Below are 17,605 nucleotides of genomic sequence, written 5' to 3'. Positions count from 1 at the left end.
AAATCTATGTTTTTGAACAATAAAGCTTTTCTCTCATTTCCACCAGCAGGTTGTTAACCAATCCGGCATCAGGAGTATCGGGCAGTGTTGATTTTTCATAAATATCCTGGAGGTGCATCCTTTTTTCTTCAGCTTTTTCCACTAGCTCTTCATATGAAAAGTCTCCCTTCTTTATGCTTAGAAGAAAGTCCCGGTCAGGTCGTCTGACAATTACCTTACCCTTCTCCCCTATTTCTTCTGCCATAGTCAGAAGGCGAAATACATGCATCATATTCTTTGCATCGTAATTTTTGCCATGGGCAAGGTTTCCCTGATAACGGGTTTCATTGCGCTTGTTCACCCAGTCCCAATATTCCTTATAACTGCGACAGTGTTGGGAATAGCCGTCTTTGTTAAAGTACAGTAAGGCCACCGGTTTAGCGTCCTTAGGTACCGAACTTAAAGAGATTTCATTGGCGGTGTTTTTCTGGACAATCCCTTTATACTTGCCCGATTCGTCATAGAACAAGGCATACATGTCACGCATATGTGGCAGTGATGTCAGGCCACAAAAAGCTTGTTCCATATTCTTTGCTGCAAGAAATTCCTTTAGAGGCAAGGATGCTGCCCTGTCATTAACATAACAAAAGTCCAGAACCGTCTTCCGCTCTTTTTCCATCGGGTTAACGATCTTTTTGTTCAGGCCACGTGCTTTTCTTATCTGGCTAAGCGCATAGTTTCCGAAAGTCTGTTCGCAGAGCTTTGATAGAAACATTTCCGTGCGGATATGATCCATTATAGGGTTCCGTTGAAGTATACAGTCATCCGGCGTATTGAGCAATTCGATAATGTTTGGGTTGTTTTTCAATAAGAGTTCAATAAATCTTCCCAACTCATAATAAACTATATCATTAGTCTCATTACTGATCTGCGGTATATATTCCAGTCCAAAATATTTTTCCCGGGGCAAGTAAAAAACACCCCTGACGTCTGTATCAGACTCCGGTGTTGCCAGTCCGAAAGCCCTGCTGCCGCTGATACACTCTAGAAGAATTAGGTTTTGATTTTTTATATCCTGTATGTTCAATGTTATCTTGATTAATATTGCTTTGGATAAATCACATTATCATGTTTTCTTATTGTTATCAGCCTTGATATTATTAAAAACTCTCCTATTAATTGTAAGCCTAATATTGATAATACGCTAACTTGTATAAATTCCACTAGACCCAGAAATTGCGGGGAAAAAATGTTACTTTTTAAAAAAGTATCCCCAATTCCCCTTATAAAAAACACGTAGAACGAAACACAAGCTAAATATCCTGTGAAAACTATGTTGATAGAGTTGATTGTCAAGAGAAATAAAAGACAATTCCTTTTATAATTGGTCTTTCTATAATCTGATATACCTAAAAATAAGTTTGTCCACAGAAAAACAAACAGGAAAGGAATAAAAAGGGGAAGTTCAAAATACGTATCATGTATTTGAACTTCCAGAGGAGAAAAGCCCTTTCCGGAAATATTAACCAGACTAAGCAATGATACTGTTATTGAAATAACTAGCCGATTAAGCAATTTATAACTTTTAAAGAAATTTAGAATCTGACACTTTGATTACCGGGAATTCTCAAATAGAAATAAAGTTGGCTGGCCACCCTTACTAGTTCTTTATTTGTTCTATTTGCTCTTTTGTCAAACCAGTTAGATCCATTACTTCATCAATAGAATATCCTTTGGCAATAGCTTTTTTTGCTATCTCCATTGCTTTTTCATCTTTGGCCGTATCCAAAGAATTTCTCAAATCCCGGTAATATTTTAAACTATCTTCATAAGACATAACTATAAATATAACAAAATCATGAACAATCTGCCTGGAATATTATTTGTTTTTAATAATAAATGTGGTACAATTCAAAATTTCACAACCTGCTGACCTATAGTAGATACTTTATATTTTCAACAATTCAACGGTTACCGCCAAACTTCCAGGACATACCTGAAAAACATATCAAAACTTTCCACATCTACTTTGGACGATTTCATGGACGCAGCATTTGCTTCTGCTTCCCGGATAAGGGAATTAAGCAGCGCGTCCAGCTTAGGGTTCCGGGCAACTACCTCGCTCTCATTCTTGCCGGCTTTCAGCGCTATCAGACGAATGATTTCTGCTTTTAGCTGATCATCTGCCAAGACCAGCATTTCTGTGAAATCCACTGGGGGCATCGTGTGTTTATCAAGCATCCACTTACAGGCAAAAGCTGTCCTTAAAGCGTAAAAATAGTTTTTAATTTTTACCTGACCTCCAGCCTTATCCACCAGACCCTTGTATTTTACAGCCATGCTCAGGTAGTGGTGCATGACTGCCACAGGAGAAAAGCAGGCTTTTGCCAGTTCCCGCAGGCCCTGGACAATTTCCGGAATTTCTGTATAAACTACAGGAGAGTTCAGCCATTCCAGTAAAGGTGGATTGGATTTTTTCAGGAGCTTCAATGCTTTCCGTATGTCCCAGCCGCTGAAGTCCAGCAGTTCTTTTTCCGGTAGTTCAATGGTGTCTTTCTTATCCTGAATAGTGAGGTACCATTCCGGCCGGTGGACGTAAATAAACCGGACGTCATAGTCGCTGTCTGGAGAAGGAAAGCCCCATGCCCGCGAACCTGACTCCACCGCCAGCAATACCTTCACCTCATACTGCGTCTCTATTTCCTGAAGTCTCTGGACTATTGTTGATTCCATTTTTCAATAATTTTATACAGGTTTTGTACCTGCAACTCATGTTACAGGTACAAGTGTTCTTTATTTAACATTACCATCTGCTCAATCCACTTCTCTGAACTTTTCATCTCCGCACATCCTGACTATTTTCGGAAGAAAAGAACCCACTACCTCAACCAAATCTTTCTGGGCTTCCATTACCATGTTAATGTCCTTATATGCCATTGGCGCCTCGTCAAGCCCGGAACCGATCAGTTCCACCCCGGCGTCCAGCAGGTGTTGCCTCACGGCACTGGCATCCAGTATTTTCTTTGCCTGTGTTCTGGACATCGTCCTTCCGGCACCATGTGAGGCTGAATTCAGAGAGGCTACCTCCCCTTTTCCGCGGACGATAAACCCGGGTGCGGTCATTGAACCGGGGATAATTCCCAGAACTCCTTTTCCTGCCGGTGTAGCCCCTTTACGGTGGACGATAACTTCATTTCCGGCAGCGTCTTTTTCCTTCCAGGCGAAGTTGTGGTGGTTTTCTATTACCGCAACAGGGTTTGCCCGCAGCCCTACAGCCATACGCTCATGTATCTGGTGATGGCAGGCAGAAGCATAGTCACCGGCAAGGTTCATCGCCTGCCAGTATTCCTGTCCGGCTTCGGTATCCAGTCCAAGCCATGCCAGATGCTTTGCTTCCTGCGGAAGCTTACAGGTTTCCATCGCCAGTTTGGTGTAGTGGCTTGCTATAGTGGCGCCAAATCCCCTCGACCCTGAATGGGAAAGCACTGCCAGGTATTTGCCCGGAGGCAGCCCGAATTCATTCTGCGGATCAAGAATTTCAGTAATCCCGAATTCCACAAAATGGTTTCCACCTCCGGAAGATCCCAATTGCGAAAACGCTTTATTTTTCAGGCCTTTCAACAGTGGAATCTCCGAAAAAAGCGGGTTTTCAATGACCGCATGCTCGCGTGGCTTTTTAAAAGTTGCCCGTCCGAACTTGGTATTGTTGATCAGCATTTTTTTCAGCTCCTTCTTCTGCTCGTCAATAAAACCAGCAGGAATATCATAGATGCTCATGCACATTCTGCAGCCGATATCCACGCCGACACCATAAGGTATGACCGCATTGTTGGTGGCCAGTACCCCGCCTATGGGCAGGCCATAGCCCTGGTGGGCATCCGGCATAAGTGCACCGGAGACCGTTACGGGCAGCTTCATGGCGGTTTCCATCTGACGAACCGCTCCTTCTTCAATACCTTCCGGCCCGTATACCACATAGTCATCCGGATTTGGGTTCAGTTCAACCAGGGCATCTTTGGCTGGCTTTATCAGTTCAAAAGCCACAGGGGAAAGTTTCGGGTCTTCAAGAAAGTCCCCCGGGTTTTCCAGTACATTCTTAAACAGGATACTCAGCGCATCTGTATTCAGATCTGCATACTCTTTCTCTATTACTTCAAGTGCTATGCCTATTACTTTACCTGGAGGATACCCCATTTCCAGTAAGTGATTTCCTTTCAATTGCATGATGTTTTTTTTTTCTAAGGTTAAACCTGGAATATGTAAAGGCTTCTTAATACCCCTGTAACATATTCCCGGTTCAGTTTATTTTTTTAGGAGAAAATATGTCTTTCAACTGGTCAAAAACCATATTGCCTCCCGACAGGGAAATACTGTTTATTTTATCGGCAATCTTCTCAACATATTCCATTTCCTTCAGCCTGAACAACATTCATTGTCTTCCATGAGCTTTGCTGTGTTCAGCAAACTCCTTGTAGAAGCTGTTTCCTCCCTGCGCATAATTACATTGGCCTGGGCTTTTTTCTCTGCCACCAAAACCTGGTTCATAATCTCCTTTATTTCGCCGGGAAGTATGATGTCCCTTATTCCCGCTCCTTTGATTTCCACGCCCAGGTCTTCAGACTTTTGCTTAAGACTACTCAGGACATACGCTGAAATCTCCTCTTTTTTATCAAGTAGCTCATCCAAAGAATAAGTACCAACAAATTCCCTCAGTGCCAGTTGCAGCAATACATACAACTGCTTTTCGAAGTCTCTGTTTTCAACCAGTGCTTTAATGATATCCTTTACCTTATACTGTGTATAAAAACTGATGCGCAAGGCTGCTTTGTCCCTGGTAAGGATTTCCTGTCCTGATACTTCCAGTTGTAGCTGTCGCATGTCTGTCTTTTGTACAGATACCATCACCGGGCTTTTCCAGAAATGGTATACACCTGTATCAAGAATGCGCTGAAAGTTTCCATCAACAAAAAGAACACCTTTTTCAAAAGCTTCAATGGTATAAACCCTGATATATGGCAGCAGCTCTTTCCGCTGAAACAGGTTTACATTAATATCCGGAGAAATTTCCGCCCGGTTTAAATCGGCTTTATCAAATGAAAATTCGGCAACACCTTTCCAGAAGGCGTACCTTCCCGGTGTGAGCACATTTTTAAAGTTACCATTTTCATATTGCAGGGCAATCTCATGGTCTTTAACATCCACCACCGTTAGCATAGTTGCCAGATCCTCATCACGTAGCAGGATACTCAGATCCACTGGTGGATAAAAAGGAACAGACAAACTGTAAAGCATTACGCTTTCAAATGGCTTTAACCAGAAAGAGCCTTCCTGAAGCACCCTTATATAATCACCGTTTCTGAACACAAGTCCAATTTGTCCTTTGTTTATTCTGATCCTTTTCATTGTTATAAAAATTTTAAAAAAAACGTACTTTTTAAGTTAAGCAGCGCCTGACAAACCATCTCCTGAAGACGGAAGGTTGATTAAGCTGGTTTTTCTGTATCAGTTTCCGGAAAGATTGCCCTTTAGTTCCGCCAGGCATACCCGGGGAGCATCAGAACCGTCAGACTAGAAAGTGAAACAAAGCCACCATGCGGTATCCTCAGCCTTACAAAGCCTTTAAGAGACTGTTTTTGCCAGGGGACAAAAACCGGTTAAGTCAGGCCACTGCTTATGTAATGCGACTGTTTTTAGAAGCAGTCAGCTTCAGAGATGGATTTTCAGTCCATACTTGTTACTCTACCAACTGAGTTATCCCATACAGATTGGGAGGAGGAATCGAACCTCCGACACACAAGGGTGAAAAACAGCTTTCTGTCAGCAGCATACCTCCAAAGCCACAGGCCGGGGCACTGCGGGGCTATAGAAAACCCTCGCCAGGTCATGTACAGAAGCTTTTTCCGCGCTTCCCTCCGGTTTATGGAAGGTGAAGATTTTAAAACCCGAAATTTGCAACAGGAAATTCTTTTACTGCCTCATTCGGATATTTTTGTTACTGGGGGAAGACTCGAACTTCCACTGCCAGAGCCAAAATCTGGTGTCCTGCCATTAGACGACCCGGTATTTTAAACTCCCCCGCCATTTGCAGGGGAGGCATCTGAAGTAGCCTTTCAGGGGCTGCCGTTCAATTGATGATTCAAAGTTGCAGACCTCCTGCGCAGTCTTTTTGCGCAGATGGAAAAAAGGTTATTTTTTTTAATTAATTTTTGAACTATGATTTTAATGATTAGGAGATGGGCTATGATAAGAGGGTTGGCTTTGCTCGGGCTGTAGCTGGAACAACTAAACCTGATCTTCTTTAAAAACCACTTTTTTGCCAGATTTCAACAGATGCTGGAATGGTTATTATTATTACAATCTTATTACAATAATAATAACCAGCCATCCTAACGAAGGAAGGGTCTGTCAGATTCTGGTACTGAAAAAGTAAAAAGGGCGAAGTGTTTTCTTTAGCCATGCATTAGCTGATTAGGTTTGGTGTGGATGGTGGTAGTGGAATTACGTTAGCCACTGGCTACAAATGGCAGTGCCTTTTTGCTTGGCAGTACGGTGTACCATGAGCAGGAAGAATTTGATAAGCAAAAAAGCAAGGCAGAAGTTTTCAGTAAGTTTTCAAATAGAAAGATTACTGATGCAGTGGCATGGGAAAATACAACCTGAATAATGTACCTTCTCCGGGTGTGCTGCTAACTTCAATTTTCCCACCGGCATTTTGTAAAACTCTTTTCACAATATATAAGCCCACGCCTGTTCCTTCTACATGACTATGTAACCTTCTGAACATACCAAATATTTTATCTGTATTCTTTTCATCAAAGCCCAACCCATTATCTCTTACAGAAAGCAAAAGATAGTTGTCATTAGTAAGCTCTGTCTTTACTTTTACTATAGGATCTCTTTCGGAATGTCTGTATTTAATAGCGTTGCTTAATAAATTGTAGATAATGGTACGGAAATTCTTTCTGGAAAACGTAATATATTCTTCATTAAGCTCGGTTTTTATTGATGTATTGCTTCGGGATATCTCATCACGGTGGTCGGCAATAAAATCATCAACAATATCAGATATTCTGATGGTTTGAATATTTGGGTCAATATTCTTTTGCACTTGACTTATCTCTGTCAGCTCATTTATAGTGTTCCGCAGCCGGTGCACTGACGCATCCGCCATTTTTATCATAGCTCCGATTTCCTGTTCACAAGTTTCATCCAGAACTCCTTCTATAGCCGAAATAAGCCCTTCCATATTAGAGATAGGTGATCTCAGGTCATGCGAGGCGGTATATATAAAATTATCAAGATCATTATTGGTTCTTATAAGCTCCTTGTTTTTTATGTTCAGCTCTTCATTCTGTATTTTCTGATCATGAATATCTGTACATGTACCTACCCAGTTAAGAATTGTTCCGTCAGTAGATTTAGCAGGCCAGGCTCTGACCAGGTGCCACCGGAAAGTCCTGTCTTTGGCCCTTCTGAATCTGACTTCATTTTTAAAACCCTTTCCCGTCCTGATAGACTGTCCCCACTTTTCCAACGATTCTGAAAGGTCGTTTGGGTGAACAACTTGGTGCCAGCCTTGCTCCAGCCCTTCACCTTTTATAAGACCAGTATACTCCGCCCATTTTTTATTATAATAATTAACCTCTCCGTTAGGAAGCGCTGTCCAGACCATCAGCGGAAGACCTTCTGTCATCGCTTTATATCTCGCTTCACTTTCTGACAAAGCTTTTTCTGCTTTTACTCTGTCAGAGATGTCTGTAGAAATACCGGCAGCCCCTGTTATTTCACCTTCAGTATTTCTAATCGGAGTATAAAAACTTTGAAGATGCAGGTGGCTTACGTTCATGGAAACATTAAACTCTTCCCCTTGTAATGCTCTCCTGATATTATTTAAAACATCGGGAAAATCTTTATAAAGCTCATAAACAGAATGTCCTGTTTGTTCACCGGGTTTCTGCCCCAGGCCTTCTAATGCTTTCCCCTCCGAAACTGTAAGTATGCCGTTTTTGTTTACCGCCCAAAAAAGAACAGGGACATTGTTAAGAATAGTCAGCATCCTTTTTTTGACTAGATCTGCTTTTTGCTGCGCTTTTTTTTCTTTCGATATATCTATGCTTACAGAAATATACCCAAGCACTTCACCATTCTCGTCCAGATCCGGGATAAGTGTAGATTTCAGATAAAGAACATTGCCTTTTAAATCTATAATTTCATGTTCATAAAATTCTCCGGAACCCGAAAGTGATTTTATAAACAACTCCATACTGTTTTTTTGCCCGAAAATGGCTACAATTTCATCAAAACGCTTTCCAAGGTTTTTTTCAATCTCAGGGCCAAACCAGTCATAATGCGCCTTGTTAATAAATCTGAAATAGAAATTTTTATCTATATAGGCAACAAGCACAGGAATAGAGTCTGCAATCAGCCGGAACAATTCCTGCTGCCGGCTAAATTCCTCAGTTCTGATGTGAGCCCGCTCAGTCTTAAGATGTACCAGTTCCGCCTCTAATTGATCTTGTTTCTGCTCCTTTTCTTTGAGTTTTGTTATATCCGAACAGCATACGATGAATTCACCATTTTTTATTGCTGCATTTATTTGTAGCCAGACAACATTTCCATTTTCAGATATTTCATATTCAAAACTTAGTGGTTCCTCTTTTTCTATAGCTTCTTTAAGTGTCCTGAACAAATCCATGTTTAACTTTTTCAGGCTTCCATGATACTCAGCATTTTTTTTATCACCTGAAAAAGATACGTAGTTTGCCCACAAAAAATCTTGTATCAAATTTTTGTTATTACGAATAATATGAAATGTACTTATTCCTTCAGGGAAATTAGCGGTCTTGCTCTTAGGCATATTTAGTTTAAACTGGTTATTTCGGGAACAACAACATTCTACCAATCTATTTGTTATAAAAAATGATTTTTAGTAGCATTTATAGGTAAGCAGCTATAGAATGGATTCACCAATAGATGCACGACTTTCACCATAAAGAAAAATCCCCCCGCAGTCGCTCGTCTGTGACGAGTGACCACATATCGTAGTGACAAGGCATGCCTTGTCATACCATTCGATATCACCTACCCTATTAAGCACTACCAATATCTTTTCTATAAGATATCCTGCGCAAACTCTTTGCGCAGGTAGTTTTTATTATGTTACTTTAAGGAAAGTTTAATCCAATGCCGGTAAACCGCAATGCTCTCATACGCTACACCACCATTGACAACTGCCTGCGGAACAGGTACAGAAAATGGACGCTTGACGACCTGATCGAAGCTTGCTCGGAGGCACTTTATGAATATGAAGGCATAGATAAGGGTATCAGCCGGCGCACCATACAGATGGACATCCAGGTGATGCGCAGTGATAAGCTTGGCTATAATGCCCCTATCGTTGTCACGGACAAAAAATACTACTCGTATGAAGACCGGGAATATTCTATCACCAATATCCCCCTTACAACGCAGGACCTGAACAAGCTGACGGAAGTTACGGAAATCCTGAAACAGTTCCGTGGCTTCAGCCATTTCCGCGAACTGAGCGGTATGGTGCAGCGGCTGGAAGACAAGGTGCATGCTGCTAGAACCAACAATAAACCGGTCATTGATTTTGAGAAAAACGAGCACCTCAAAGGGCTTGACTTTATTGATGAGGTGTATAAAGCCATCGTTAACAAAAAATGTCTGGAAATTACTTACCAGTCTTTCAAAGCCAGAAACGCAAGCACAATTCTTTTTCACCCTTACCTGCTGAAGGAGTTCCGTAACCGCTGGTTTGTTCTGGGCATGCACAAAAAAAGTAAGCCCCTGATAAACCTGGCACTTGACAGGATACTGGAAATACATCCTTCTGACCATGCATATTTGGAATGTACCGGAAAAGATCTCCGGAATTATTATAAAGATGTGGTTGGTGTTTCTGTCAACGAATATGGAAATCCGGAAAATGTGGTTCTTTTCTTTGACAATAGCAATGCACCTTATGTCCTCACCAAGCCTATCCATCACAGCCAGCAATTGCTGGAAAAACTTCCTCATGGAATAATTGTATCTTTGCAGGTACAGATAAATTTTGAGTTAGAGCGGGAAATTCTCGGGTTTGGTGACAGTTTGCGTGTAATAAGTCCTGAGAAACTGAAAAGGCGAATTAAAAGTAAACTGATCCACGCTATAGATTTATACAATTCAGATTTGGAAACAAAAGGAATAAGAAACAGCCTGAAACAGGTGCAATATAAAGGGACAGCCGTATTGCAAAATGTGTATACCCGTAGGGAAACTAGCAGAATGAAAACCCTTATCGGGGAGTATTTGAAAAGCAACATACAAGATTCTCCACCGGTTTATGCTATCAGGCAATTGCTGACCAAAATTCCGGAGCTGTTGCCTCACATTCTTAATCCTAACCTTCAAAAGATATTGTCTGAAACAGGCGAGCGGTTCTTTATATCCAAGGCTATCTATTTTGACAAGCCGCCACAGTCCAACTGGTATGTAACCTGGCACCAAGACAACACAATTAATGTAAAGGAAAAAAAAGAAGTCTGCGGCTTTTACGGGTGGACTAAAAAAGGCAATGTGATAAGCGTGTGTCCGCCGGAGGACATCCTGAAGAAAACCCTGACCATCCGGATTCACTTAGATGAGACCAATGAAAACAATGGAGGCCTGAAGGTAATTCCAGGATCTCACAACAAAAGGCTTAGCGATTCAGAAATAAATGTGATTACTCAAAGCACCCTGCCGATGAATGTTGAGCTGGATACCGGAGGCATTCACCTGATGCGGCCACTCTTGTTGCATTCATCTGCCAAAGTCACCAATCAGAAACAACGTAGGGTTATTCACATCGAATTTAGTACCGTGAATCTGCCGGAGGGATTGGAGTGGGCGGAGAAACAGGAGGTGTAAACAGGTCTTTTAAAAACCACTTTTCTGCCAATTATTAACAGATGCCGGAACGGGTCCGGCAAGGGTGGTTATTTTTGTTTTTTTAAGGGAAGTCACCAGGTGAATTTTGCATAAGGTAAAATAAAGCAGAAAAGAAAACATTTTAGCTCTCTCCCCGCACCTGTTGCGGGGTCTGTTTGTAAGTAGCATTATCCGTAAAAACACGTCATTTAAAAACTACTTTTCTGCCAACTATCAGGTGCCGGAACGGGTCCGGCAAGGGCGGTTATTTTTGTTTTTTTAGGGGAAGTCACCAGGTGAATTTTGCATAGGGTAAAATAAAGCAGAAAAGAAAACTTTATAACTCTCTCCCCGCACCTGTTGCGGGGGGCTGTTTGTAAGTAGCATTATCCGTAAAAACACGTCATTTAAAAACTACTTTTCTGCAACTTTCAACAGATGCCGGAACGGGTCCGGCAATGGTTGTTAATTTACATTATGCCCCCACCCTTTCCTTTTTATCAGTAAATTTTACTTGCTCCTGTACCGGAAATTTTCTTGCTATCCATGCGAAAGCACTTCCTAAAATACAATGGGTAAGGCTGGAGAGTGCTGAGGGTATAGCGGTTGCGGGATCGGGGAAGTTTTTTTTCGCCAAAAGCGCTCCTAATCCTGAATTTTGCATGCCTACTTCTATGGCGATAGCTCTGGCAACATCTTCTTTTTTGAGAAATATTTTTGACACAAGGTATCCGGCCGTAAAACCTGAAAAGTGTAGAAGAATAACTGCCATAAACAAACCTGGGGCTGAATCGAGTATAATTTCCTTGCCCCCTCCTATGATACTGGACACTATCAGGGTGATAAAAATTACTGCTACTGGTGGGGCAAAAGCAACAGCTTTTTTGGTAAAGTCTGGCAGAAACCGGTTCATTAAAGCCCCGGCAGTCACTGGCAGGAGGACTACCTGTAAGGTGTTCAGAAAAAGGCCGGCGGCATCCACATCTACTTTGCTCCCGGCAAGAACAGCGGTAAGAACTGGTGTAAGCACAATGGCCATAAGGGTTGAAAAGGCGGTCAAACAAACACTGAGTGCTACATTCCCCCTGCTCAGGTAGGTAATTACATTGGAAGCTGTACCTCCCGGACAACAGGAAACCAATATTAACCCTGTGGCAAGAAATGGCGGAAGGTTAAAAGTCTGCGCAAGAAACCATCCAAGAAATGGCATAACTGCAAATTGTAACGCCAGTCCTGTAATCACCCAAAGTGGCATCCTGAATATCTGAAGGAAGTCAGTAGTTTTTAAAGTAAGTCCCATCCCCAGCATGATAATGCCCAGTCCAATGGTAATATAGTCATTGGTAAACCAAGCAAAAAGCTCCGGATTATACAGAGAGGCCGCTGATGCTACTATTATAATAATAGGAAAAGCATTGGTAATCCCATTAAGGAATTTCATAATAAACGTAATCTGATAATATAGGTACTAGTAAAAAACCTTTGACGGAAGTTACCTAAAAAAATTGTACTACCAGAGGTAAGAGATAAATAAATTCTTTGCAAGCCCTAAACCTTTATTTATTTCAAAGCAATTTTGTCAAGTAGTATCGTGTTTTGCAAAATGTTTTGTTTATTTTGCGATAGTGTTTATTCGTGTGTTACAAAGTTAATTTTATAGATTGTGAAGAAAATTTTTACTACTGTTTTTATAAGTGTTTTTTCAAGTTTGGTTGTTTTTGGGCAGGAGAATTCTTGGGTTAGGGCATTGTTAAAACACGAAACGGCAGAAATGCTTACTGCCACTTTGTTAGGAGACTCTCTTGTACTGGTTTCTCATAAAGACAACGCAAATACAGTGGATTTCTCTAAATTGGCTGCTTATGATATGGATGGAAACCATAGGTGGACAACCAATTTCTCTTCAGCCGTTTCTGTTCATGGAGATTTGATATATTCTACTGGATCATCAATTTACACTTGCGGGACTGCATGCAGTGAACATTATCTTGAACTAAGTAAGTTAAACCCTGCTGGGGAAGTTTTAGATAAGATAGATGTTTTTGAAGACCATTGTGACACCACGCTTTCTTTCAAACATCAGACAGTGTCTCCTTCGGGCCAGGTCTTTTTACTAGGAGACTTGTTTATGGCTAAAGTAAACGAAAGCTTTGAGGTGGACTGGGTGAAAAAGGGTTTAGACCAGGTATTTACTTCTGCGAATTTTATTGACGATGATAAAATTCTTTTTTCAGTTCAGGATGGACTGGTGCTTATGGACAGTTCTGCTGAACATGTTATTCGTCAGTATGACTTTGAAACTTCAGAAGTTCTTCAAGTTGAATTAAAAAGTGACAGTATTTATGTCTTGACATCAGAGGGTGTGTTTCTGTTTGACACTTCTTTTAATATATTGGCCAGCTATAATGAGCCGGTGGAAACCTTTACTACTTCTGGAGACTATGTATGGTTTAGGCAAAAGGAAGCTTCGGAAGACAAATTTATTCGTTTAAATAATGACTTTTCCTCCCCTGAAGTTTTTGACAACTTTAAGGTTATGTCTGATTCCACAAGTTTACTTGCTTCTGCAGAGCAATTATTTATGATAGGAAACTCTCTGAATCAACTTTTTATACATGCTCAAAGTATTCATAAAGATAATACTTTACCTGAATTTCCTGATATAGCCTTGAATAATGTTACCTTAGGCGAAACTAGAGTAATGAGTTATTTACCGTATGGGGAGCCAGGCCGTCCACATAGGCTTAGATCGGAATTAATTATAGAAGTAGAAAATACAGGGTCTATAGAGGTAAATGCTTTTGGTGTCATGTATAGGGTTGGAGGTATGGGGTATGGTTGCCAAAGGTATTCAGGGAAGGACTTTGAGGATATAAGCCTTAAACCAGGAGAAGTTAAAGAGTTTACTTTCAGCCATTCTTATTCCATGTCGAACTTTTCCCGAAACATGTGCTTTACGTTAAATTTGCCAAATAAAGACCTTTTTGAAGTCAATTTGAATGACAATACATTGTGCGAACATCTTCCTCTTTCTACCTTAAAAGAGGAAACCATGTCCATTAAAGTTTACCCTAACCCTGTACAGGATGTGCTAACAATTACTATGTTAGACCATATACATGGTTTGGAAATTTTATCTCATCATGGGAAATCTGTGCAAAATATAGAGGTGGAAGGTAAAGAAGCTCGTATTGATGTTTCACATTTATCGGCAGGTTTATATTTGCTTAAAGTTTTTTCTGAAAATGGTATGGAAGTAAGGAGGTTTACCAAGCTTTAACCGAATATACAAGTTTAATGTCTATTAGAGGTTTACGGAGTAGCAAATGGTTGTTAAAAATTGATGACTATGCTCATAAGCTACCTTTTCAATAATCATAAAAAAATACTTTGGCGAGAGTTAAGTTTGCGCTGACATTATAAGTGAAAATTAAAGTAAAGCATCAAAGTGAACATTAACTTTAACTATAGAAAGCCAGAGGCCAAAGGTAAAAAAGTGGCTTACTTTTCCATGGAGTTTGCTATTGACCAATGCCTTAAAATATACTCAGGAGGCTTAGGTTTTTTAGCGGGATCACATTTGCGTAGTGCTGGCGAGCTGAACCAAAATTTAATCGGTATTGGCATTTTGTATAAGCATGGGTATTACGATCAAAATAGAGACAGTAACCAACAGATGCGTGTTGATTTTATCAAAAAAGACTACTCCTTTTTGATGGATACTGGCATAGTATTTCCGGTAAGTGTTCATGACCATACTGTAATGGTTAAAGCATTTTATCTCGCTCCTGATATTTTTGGCACAGCCCCATTGTTTTTACTTTCTACAGATATACCTGAGAACGATTATTTGTCGAGAACTATAACGCATCGGTTGTACGATCCCAATGAGGCTACTAAAATTGCACAGTCTATTGTCTTGGGCATAGGGGGTGCCAAATTACTGGATATCCTTCATGATAATACCGATATTTATCACATGAACGAGGGTCATCCTTTGCCCCTTTTGTTTTATTTATATTCCAAGTGTCACAATCTTGAAGAAGTCAAAAGAAAGGTAGTCTTTACCACCCATACTCCTGAAGCAGCGGGTAATGAGGAGCATGATATAAATTTGCTCAATGAGATGAACTTCTTTTATTCTGTGCCCTTTCATGAAGTAAAGGAAATCACAAAAGTTGCCTATGGAAACTTAAATTACACTTTAACCGGTTTGAGGTTTGCTAAGATTGCCAATGCTGTTAGTAAAATACATGAAAAGGTGGCTAATGAAATGTGGAAAGGTAATGAAGGCACCTGCTCTATTATTTCTATAACCAATGCTCAAAGCAAAAGCTATTGGGCTGATAAAAAACTTGAAGAGGCTTTTGAAAAAGGCTCAGAAGCAGAAATCCTCAATCGCAAAAGGGAAATGAAAAAAGCCCTTTTTGAAGTAGTTGCCGATCAGACAGGTAAGTTATTTCATCCCGATGTTTTAACGGTGGTTTGGGCACGTAGGTTTGCAGGTTATAAACGTGCCAATTTGATCATGAGGAATTTTGAAAACTTTCTAAATTTAATTACCTCAAGTCAATATCCTGTTCAGTTTATTTGGGCAGGAAAACCATATCCTGAAGACAGTTCAGGCATTCACCTTTTCAATGAGATTGCAAACCAAATACATCCTTTTGAAAACTGTGCGGTATTAACAGGCTACGAGCTGAAGCTGTCAGCCCTTTTAAAACGGGGTGCGGATGTTTGGCTCAATACCCCACGCTATTCTAGAGAGGCTTCAGGCACCAGCGGCATGAGTGCTGCTATGAATGGCACTGTAAATCTTTCCATTGCAGATGGATGGTTCCCTGAGTTTGTCAAACATGGATAAATGGTTTTGTTGTTCCTGGAAATCAATTTCACACTCAAGAGCAGCAGGATACAGAAGATAACCAGGCACTGATCAGTGTGCTAGAAAGGGAGCTTATTCCAATTTACTATGCTAATAAAAGCAAATGGGTAAGTATAATGAAAGCTGGCGCCAAAGATGTTGCTCCTGAATTCGATTCTTCAAGAATGGCTAAAGAGTATTATGATAAGCTATATAATTACCTAGACCAAAACTGACGTAAAGCTCCTGCACTATTTATTGACCTTTGCCAAAAGCAGTTGTTTTGACAAAGGTCAATGACGCTCCACCTCTTCTGGGCTTTCTACTGGATTTTCCAGCATTTCTTCTCCCCGTAATACGCCAAAGAAGATGGAAACCACCAAGAAGATAGAAACTATTAGATATATGGCTTTATTTAAACTGTTATATCTGCCCGTTTCAGGAACGAAATCAGCTGCAAGTTCAAATATTTCAGTATGTAACTGATTTGCATCTACTCCTTTTTGTTTGAGTATGTTTATTATGGATGTTATCATGGGAGCAGGCCCACAGATATAATAGTCTTTAGTTAAATAGTCATTTTTGAGATATTGGTCTAACACATACTTGTCAATTATTCCTTGTTCTCCTTCCCAATCTTTATCCGCCTTTTGGAGTAAAAAAACTACTTTGAGAAAGTCGTTATTAGCTTCAATTGCTTTAAGCTCTTCTCTAAAAGCAATGTCTGCTTCTTGAATATTGGAATAAAGTAATGTAACATTTCCTTTAAAGCCACTGTCTCTCATATGCCTGATCATGCTCATAATAGGTGTAATCCCTATTCCGCCAGCTAAAAAAACAATATCTTTTTTGTTATTATAGACATAAGAAAACTGTCCAAAAGGGCCATTGATGATGGCCTTATCGCCTGTTTTGATATGCTTTATAGTTTCTGTAAAATCTCCAAGGCTTTTAATTGATGAAGACACAAAATCTTGTGTCGGGCTGGATGATATGGTAAAGTGGTGTTCTTCATCAGATATGTTCTCACCAAAAAAACGGATAAAATGGAATTGGCCAGGTAAATAATCATACTTAGTATTAGCCTGGGGTTTCATTTTGACTGTATGAACGCCCTCCGCCTCTTGTATAATGTCTTCAACTGTAAAAACCCGCTCATTTTTGTAACGAAACCATCTATGCCATATAAATAGTGGCACTCCAATGACTGGTATAGCTATCCATATTGCTTGCATGATAGGGTTGTCAACATCTGAGCCTGTAAACCATGAATGTATGAGGATGAATAGTAAAACTGTCAATGCAAGTGTATCATGGATAACCCTCCAAGTCTCCCAACTAAGGTTGATTTTTTTGCGGAACACACTTAAAAGTACATGAGCGAGTAATAGGATAATGGCTACAAATCCTATCCATAAATTCCATGGGTTTTCAGGATCAATAGGCAAGAGCCAATTTTCGGCATGAATACTCATTAAAATTGGATGTGCCAGTATAAGTAGAAGGATAAAGCCTCCCATTTTGCTGTGAAAGATAAATAGCCGATCCAGTCCGAAAACTTTATCTAATATTTTGAAACGCAGAGGAATGATGAGCTGAAAAATATATAAACTTATAGCTATAAGTGCTAAGCTTCTGGCAAATTCATTGTAGAAGCTGTGTGGGCTTCTTGGAAGCGTAAAGGTCGCAATGACCAAAGGGGTAACCCCTATTATTACGTAAATGGACAGGAATAATAGGGATAAGATTTGTCGTTTTTCTGAAGAATATACTTGATTGTCACCCATAGTTAAATCTTCTGTATTATGAGAAAACAACAAGGAGGGTCTATTGTTATATTATGAAAAC

The 17,605-nt window shown here is 40.3% G+C and carries 13 protein-coding genes and 1 tRNA gene; 4 read left to right on the top strand and 10 right to left on the bottom strand.

What is annotated here, in order from left to right:
• Positions 1-4 precede the first annotated feature (4 nt).
• The 8 genes from RCC89_12940 to RCC89_12905 form a co-directional block, all read right to left on the bottom strand.
• Positions 5-1,066 carry a nucleotidyltransferase domain-containing protein gene (locus RCC89_12940; protein WMJ74062.1) on the bottom strand — a complete coding sequence of 354 codons (1,062 nt, stop codon included), beginning with the start codon at positions 1,064-1,066 and terminating at the stop codon, positions 5-7.
• 573 nt (positions 1,067-1,639) lie between these two features.
• Positions 1,640-1,816 (bottom strand): hypothetical protein, encoded by a 177-nt coding sequence (locus tag RCC89_12935; GenBank protein ID WMJ74061.1) that lies wholly within the window; start codon positions 1,814-1,816, stop codon positions 1,640-1,642.
• A gap of 134 nt (positions 1,817-1,950) precedes the next feature.
• Positions 1,951-2,712: a nucleotidyltransferase domain-containing protein gene (locus RCC89_12930; protein ID WMJ74060.1), complete on the bottom strand. Its 762-nt coding sequence runs from the start codon at positions 2,710-2,712 to the stop codon at positions 1,951-1,953.
• An 81-nt stretch (positions 2,713-2,793) separates the two neighbouring features.
• On the bottom strand, positions 2,794-4,203 hold the full coding sequence (locus RCC89_12925) for an RtcB family protein (protein ID WMJ74059.1): 1,410 nt from the start codon (positions 4,201-4,203) through the stop codon (positions 2,794-2,796).
• A gap of 73 nt (positions 4,204-4,276) precedes the next feature.
• Positions 4,277-4,408 (bottom strand): hypothetical protein, encoded by a 132-nt coding sequence (locus tag RCC89_12920; GenBank protein WMJ74058.1) that lies wholly within the window; start codon positions 4,406-4,408, stop codon positions 4,277-4,279.
• Positions 4,393-5,382: a slipin family protein gene (locus RCC89_12915; GenBank protein ID WMJ74057.1), complete on the bottom strand. Its 990-nt coding sequence runs from the start codon at positions 5,380-5,382 to the stop codon at positions 4,393-4,395. Before RCC89_12915 ends, RCC89_12920 begins: the two co-directional genes overlap by 16 nt.
• Before the next feature lie 589 nt (positions 5,383-5,971).
• A tRNA-Gln gene (locus RCC89_12910) sits at positions 5,972-6,042 on the bottom strand.
• 562 nt (positions 6,043-6,604) lie between these two features.
• Complete coding sequence (locus tag RCC89_12905) at positions 6,605-8,836, bottom strand: PAS domain-containing sensor histidine kinase (GenBank protein ID WMJ74056.1); 2,232 nt, start codon at positions 8,834-8,836, stop codon at positions 6,605-6,607.
• Between the two features lie 326 nt (positions 8,837-9,162).
• On the opposite strand from RCC89_12905, the gene RCC89_12900 reads away from it, so the two are divergent.
• Positions 9,163-10,893, top strand: coding sequence for a WYL domain-containing protein (locus RCC89_12900; GenBank protein ID WMJ74055.1), 1,731 nt, complete (start codon positions 9,163-9,165; stop codon positions 10,891-10,893).
• A 475-nt stretch (positions 10,894-11,368) separates the two neighbouring features.
• Here the strand turns inward: RCC89_12900 and RCC89_12895 are convergent, their stop codons facing one another.
• A complete protein-coding gene (locus RCC89_12895; protein ID WMJ74054.1) occupies positions 11,369-12,334 on the bottom strand; it encodes a bile acid:sodium symporter family protein in 966 nt (321 codons plus the stop codon).
• Between the two features lie 222 nt (positions 12,335-12,556).
• Here RCC89_12895 and RCC89_12890 point away from each other — a divergent pair, with 222 nt between their 5' ends.
• From RCC89_12890 to RCC89_12880, 3 genes are all read left to right on the top strand, one after another.
• Entirely contained in the window at positions 12,557-14,173 is a 1,617-nt protein-coding gene (locus RCC89_12890) for a T9SS type A sorting domain-containing protein (GenBank protein ID WMJ74053.1), read from the top strand.
• 168 nt (positions 14,174-14,341) lie between these two features.
• The gene (gene glgP / locus RCC89_12885; GenBank protein ID WMJ74052.1) at positions 14,342-15,757 is read left to right on the top strand and encodes an alpha-glucan family phosphorylase; all 1,416 of its coding nucleotides are present in this window, start codon (positions 14,342-14,344) and stop codon (positions 15,755-15,757) included.
• Positions 15,758-15,834: 77 nt separating this feature from the next.
• Positions 15,835-15,993, top strand: coding sequence for a hypothetical protein (locus RCC89_12880; protein WMJ74051.1), 159 nt, complete (start codon positions 15,835-15,837; stop codon positions 15,991-15,993).
• A gap of 57 nt (positions 15,994-16,050) precedes the next feature.
• On the opposite strand, the gene RCC89_12875 is transcribed toward RCC89_12880, so the two are convergent.
• Positions 16,051-17,544, bottom strand: coding sequence for a ferredoxin reductase family protein (locus tag RCC89_12875; GenBank protein ID WMJ74050.1), 1,494 nt, complete (start codon positions 17,542-17,544; stop codon positions 16,051-16,053).
• Positions 17,545-17,605: the final 61 nt, after the last annotated feature.

It is taken from the genome of Cytophagaceae bacterium ABcell3, assembly GCA_030913385.1.
Taxonomy (GTDB): Bacteria; Bacteroidota; Bacteroidia; order Cytophagales; family Cytophagaceae; genus ABcell3.
Note: the sequence above shows the minus strand (reverse complement) of the source record. Positions and strands in the feature narration are given on the sequence as shown.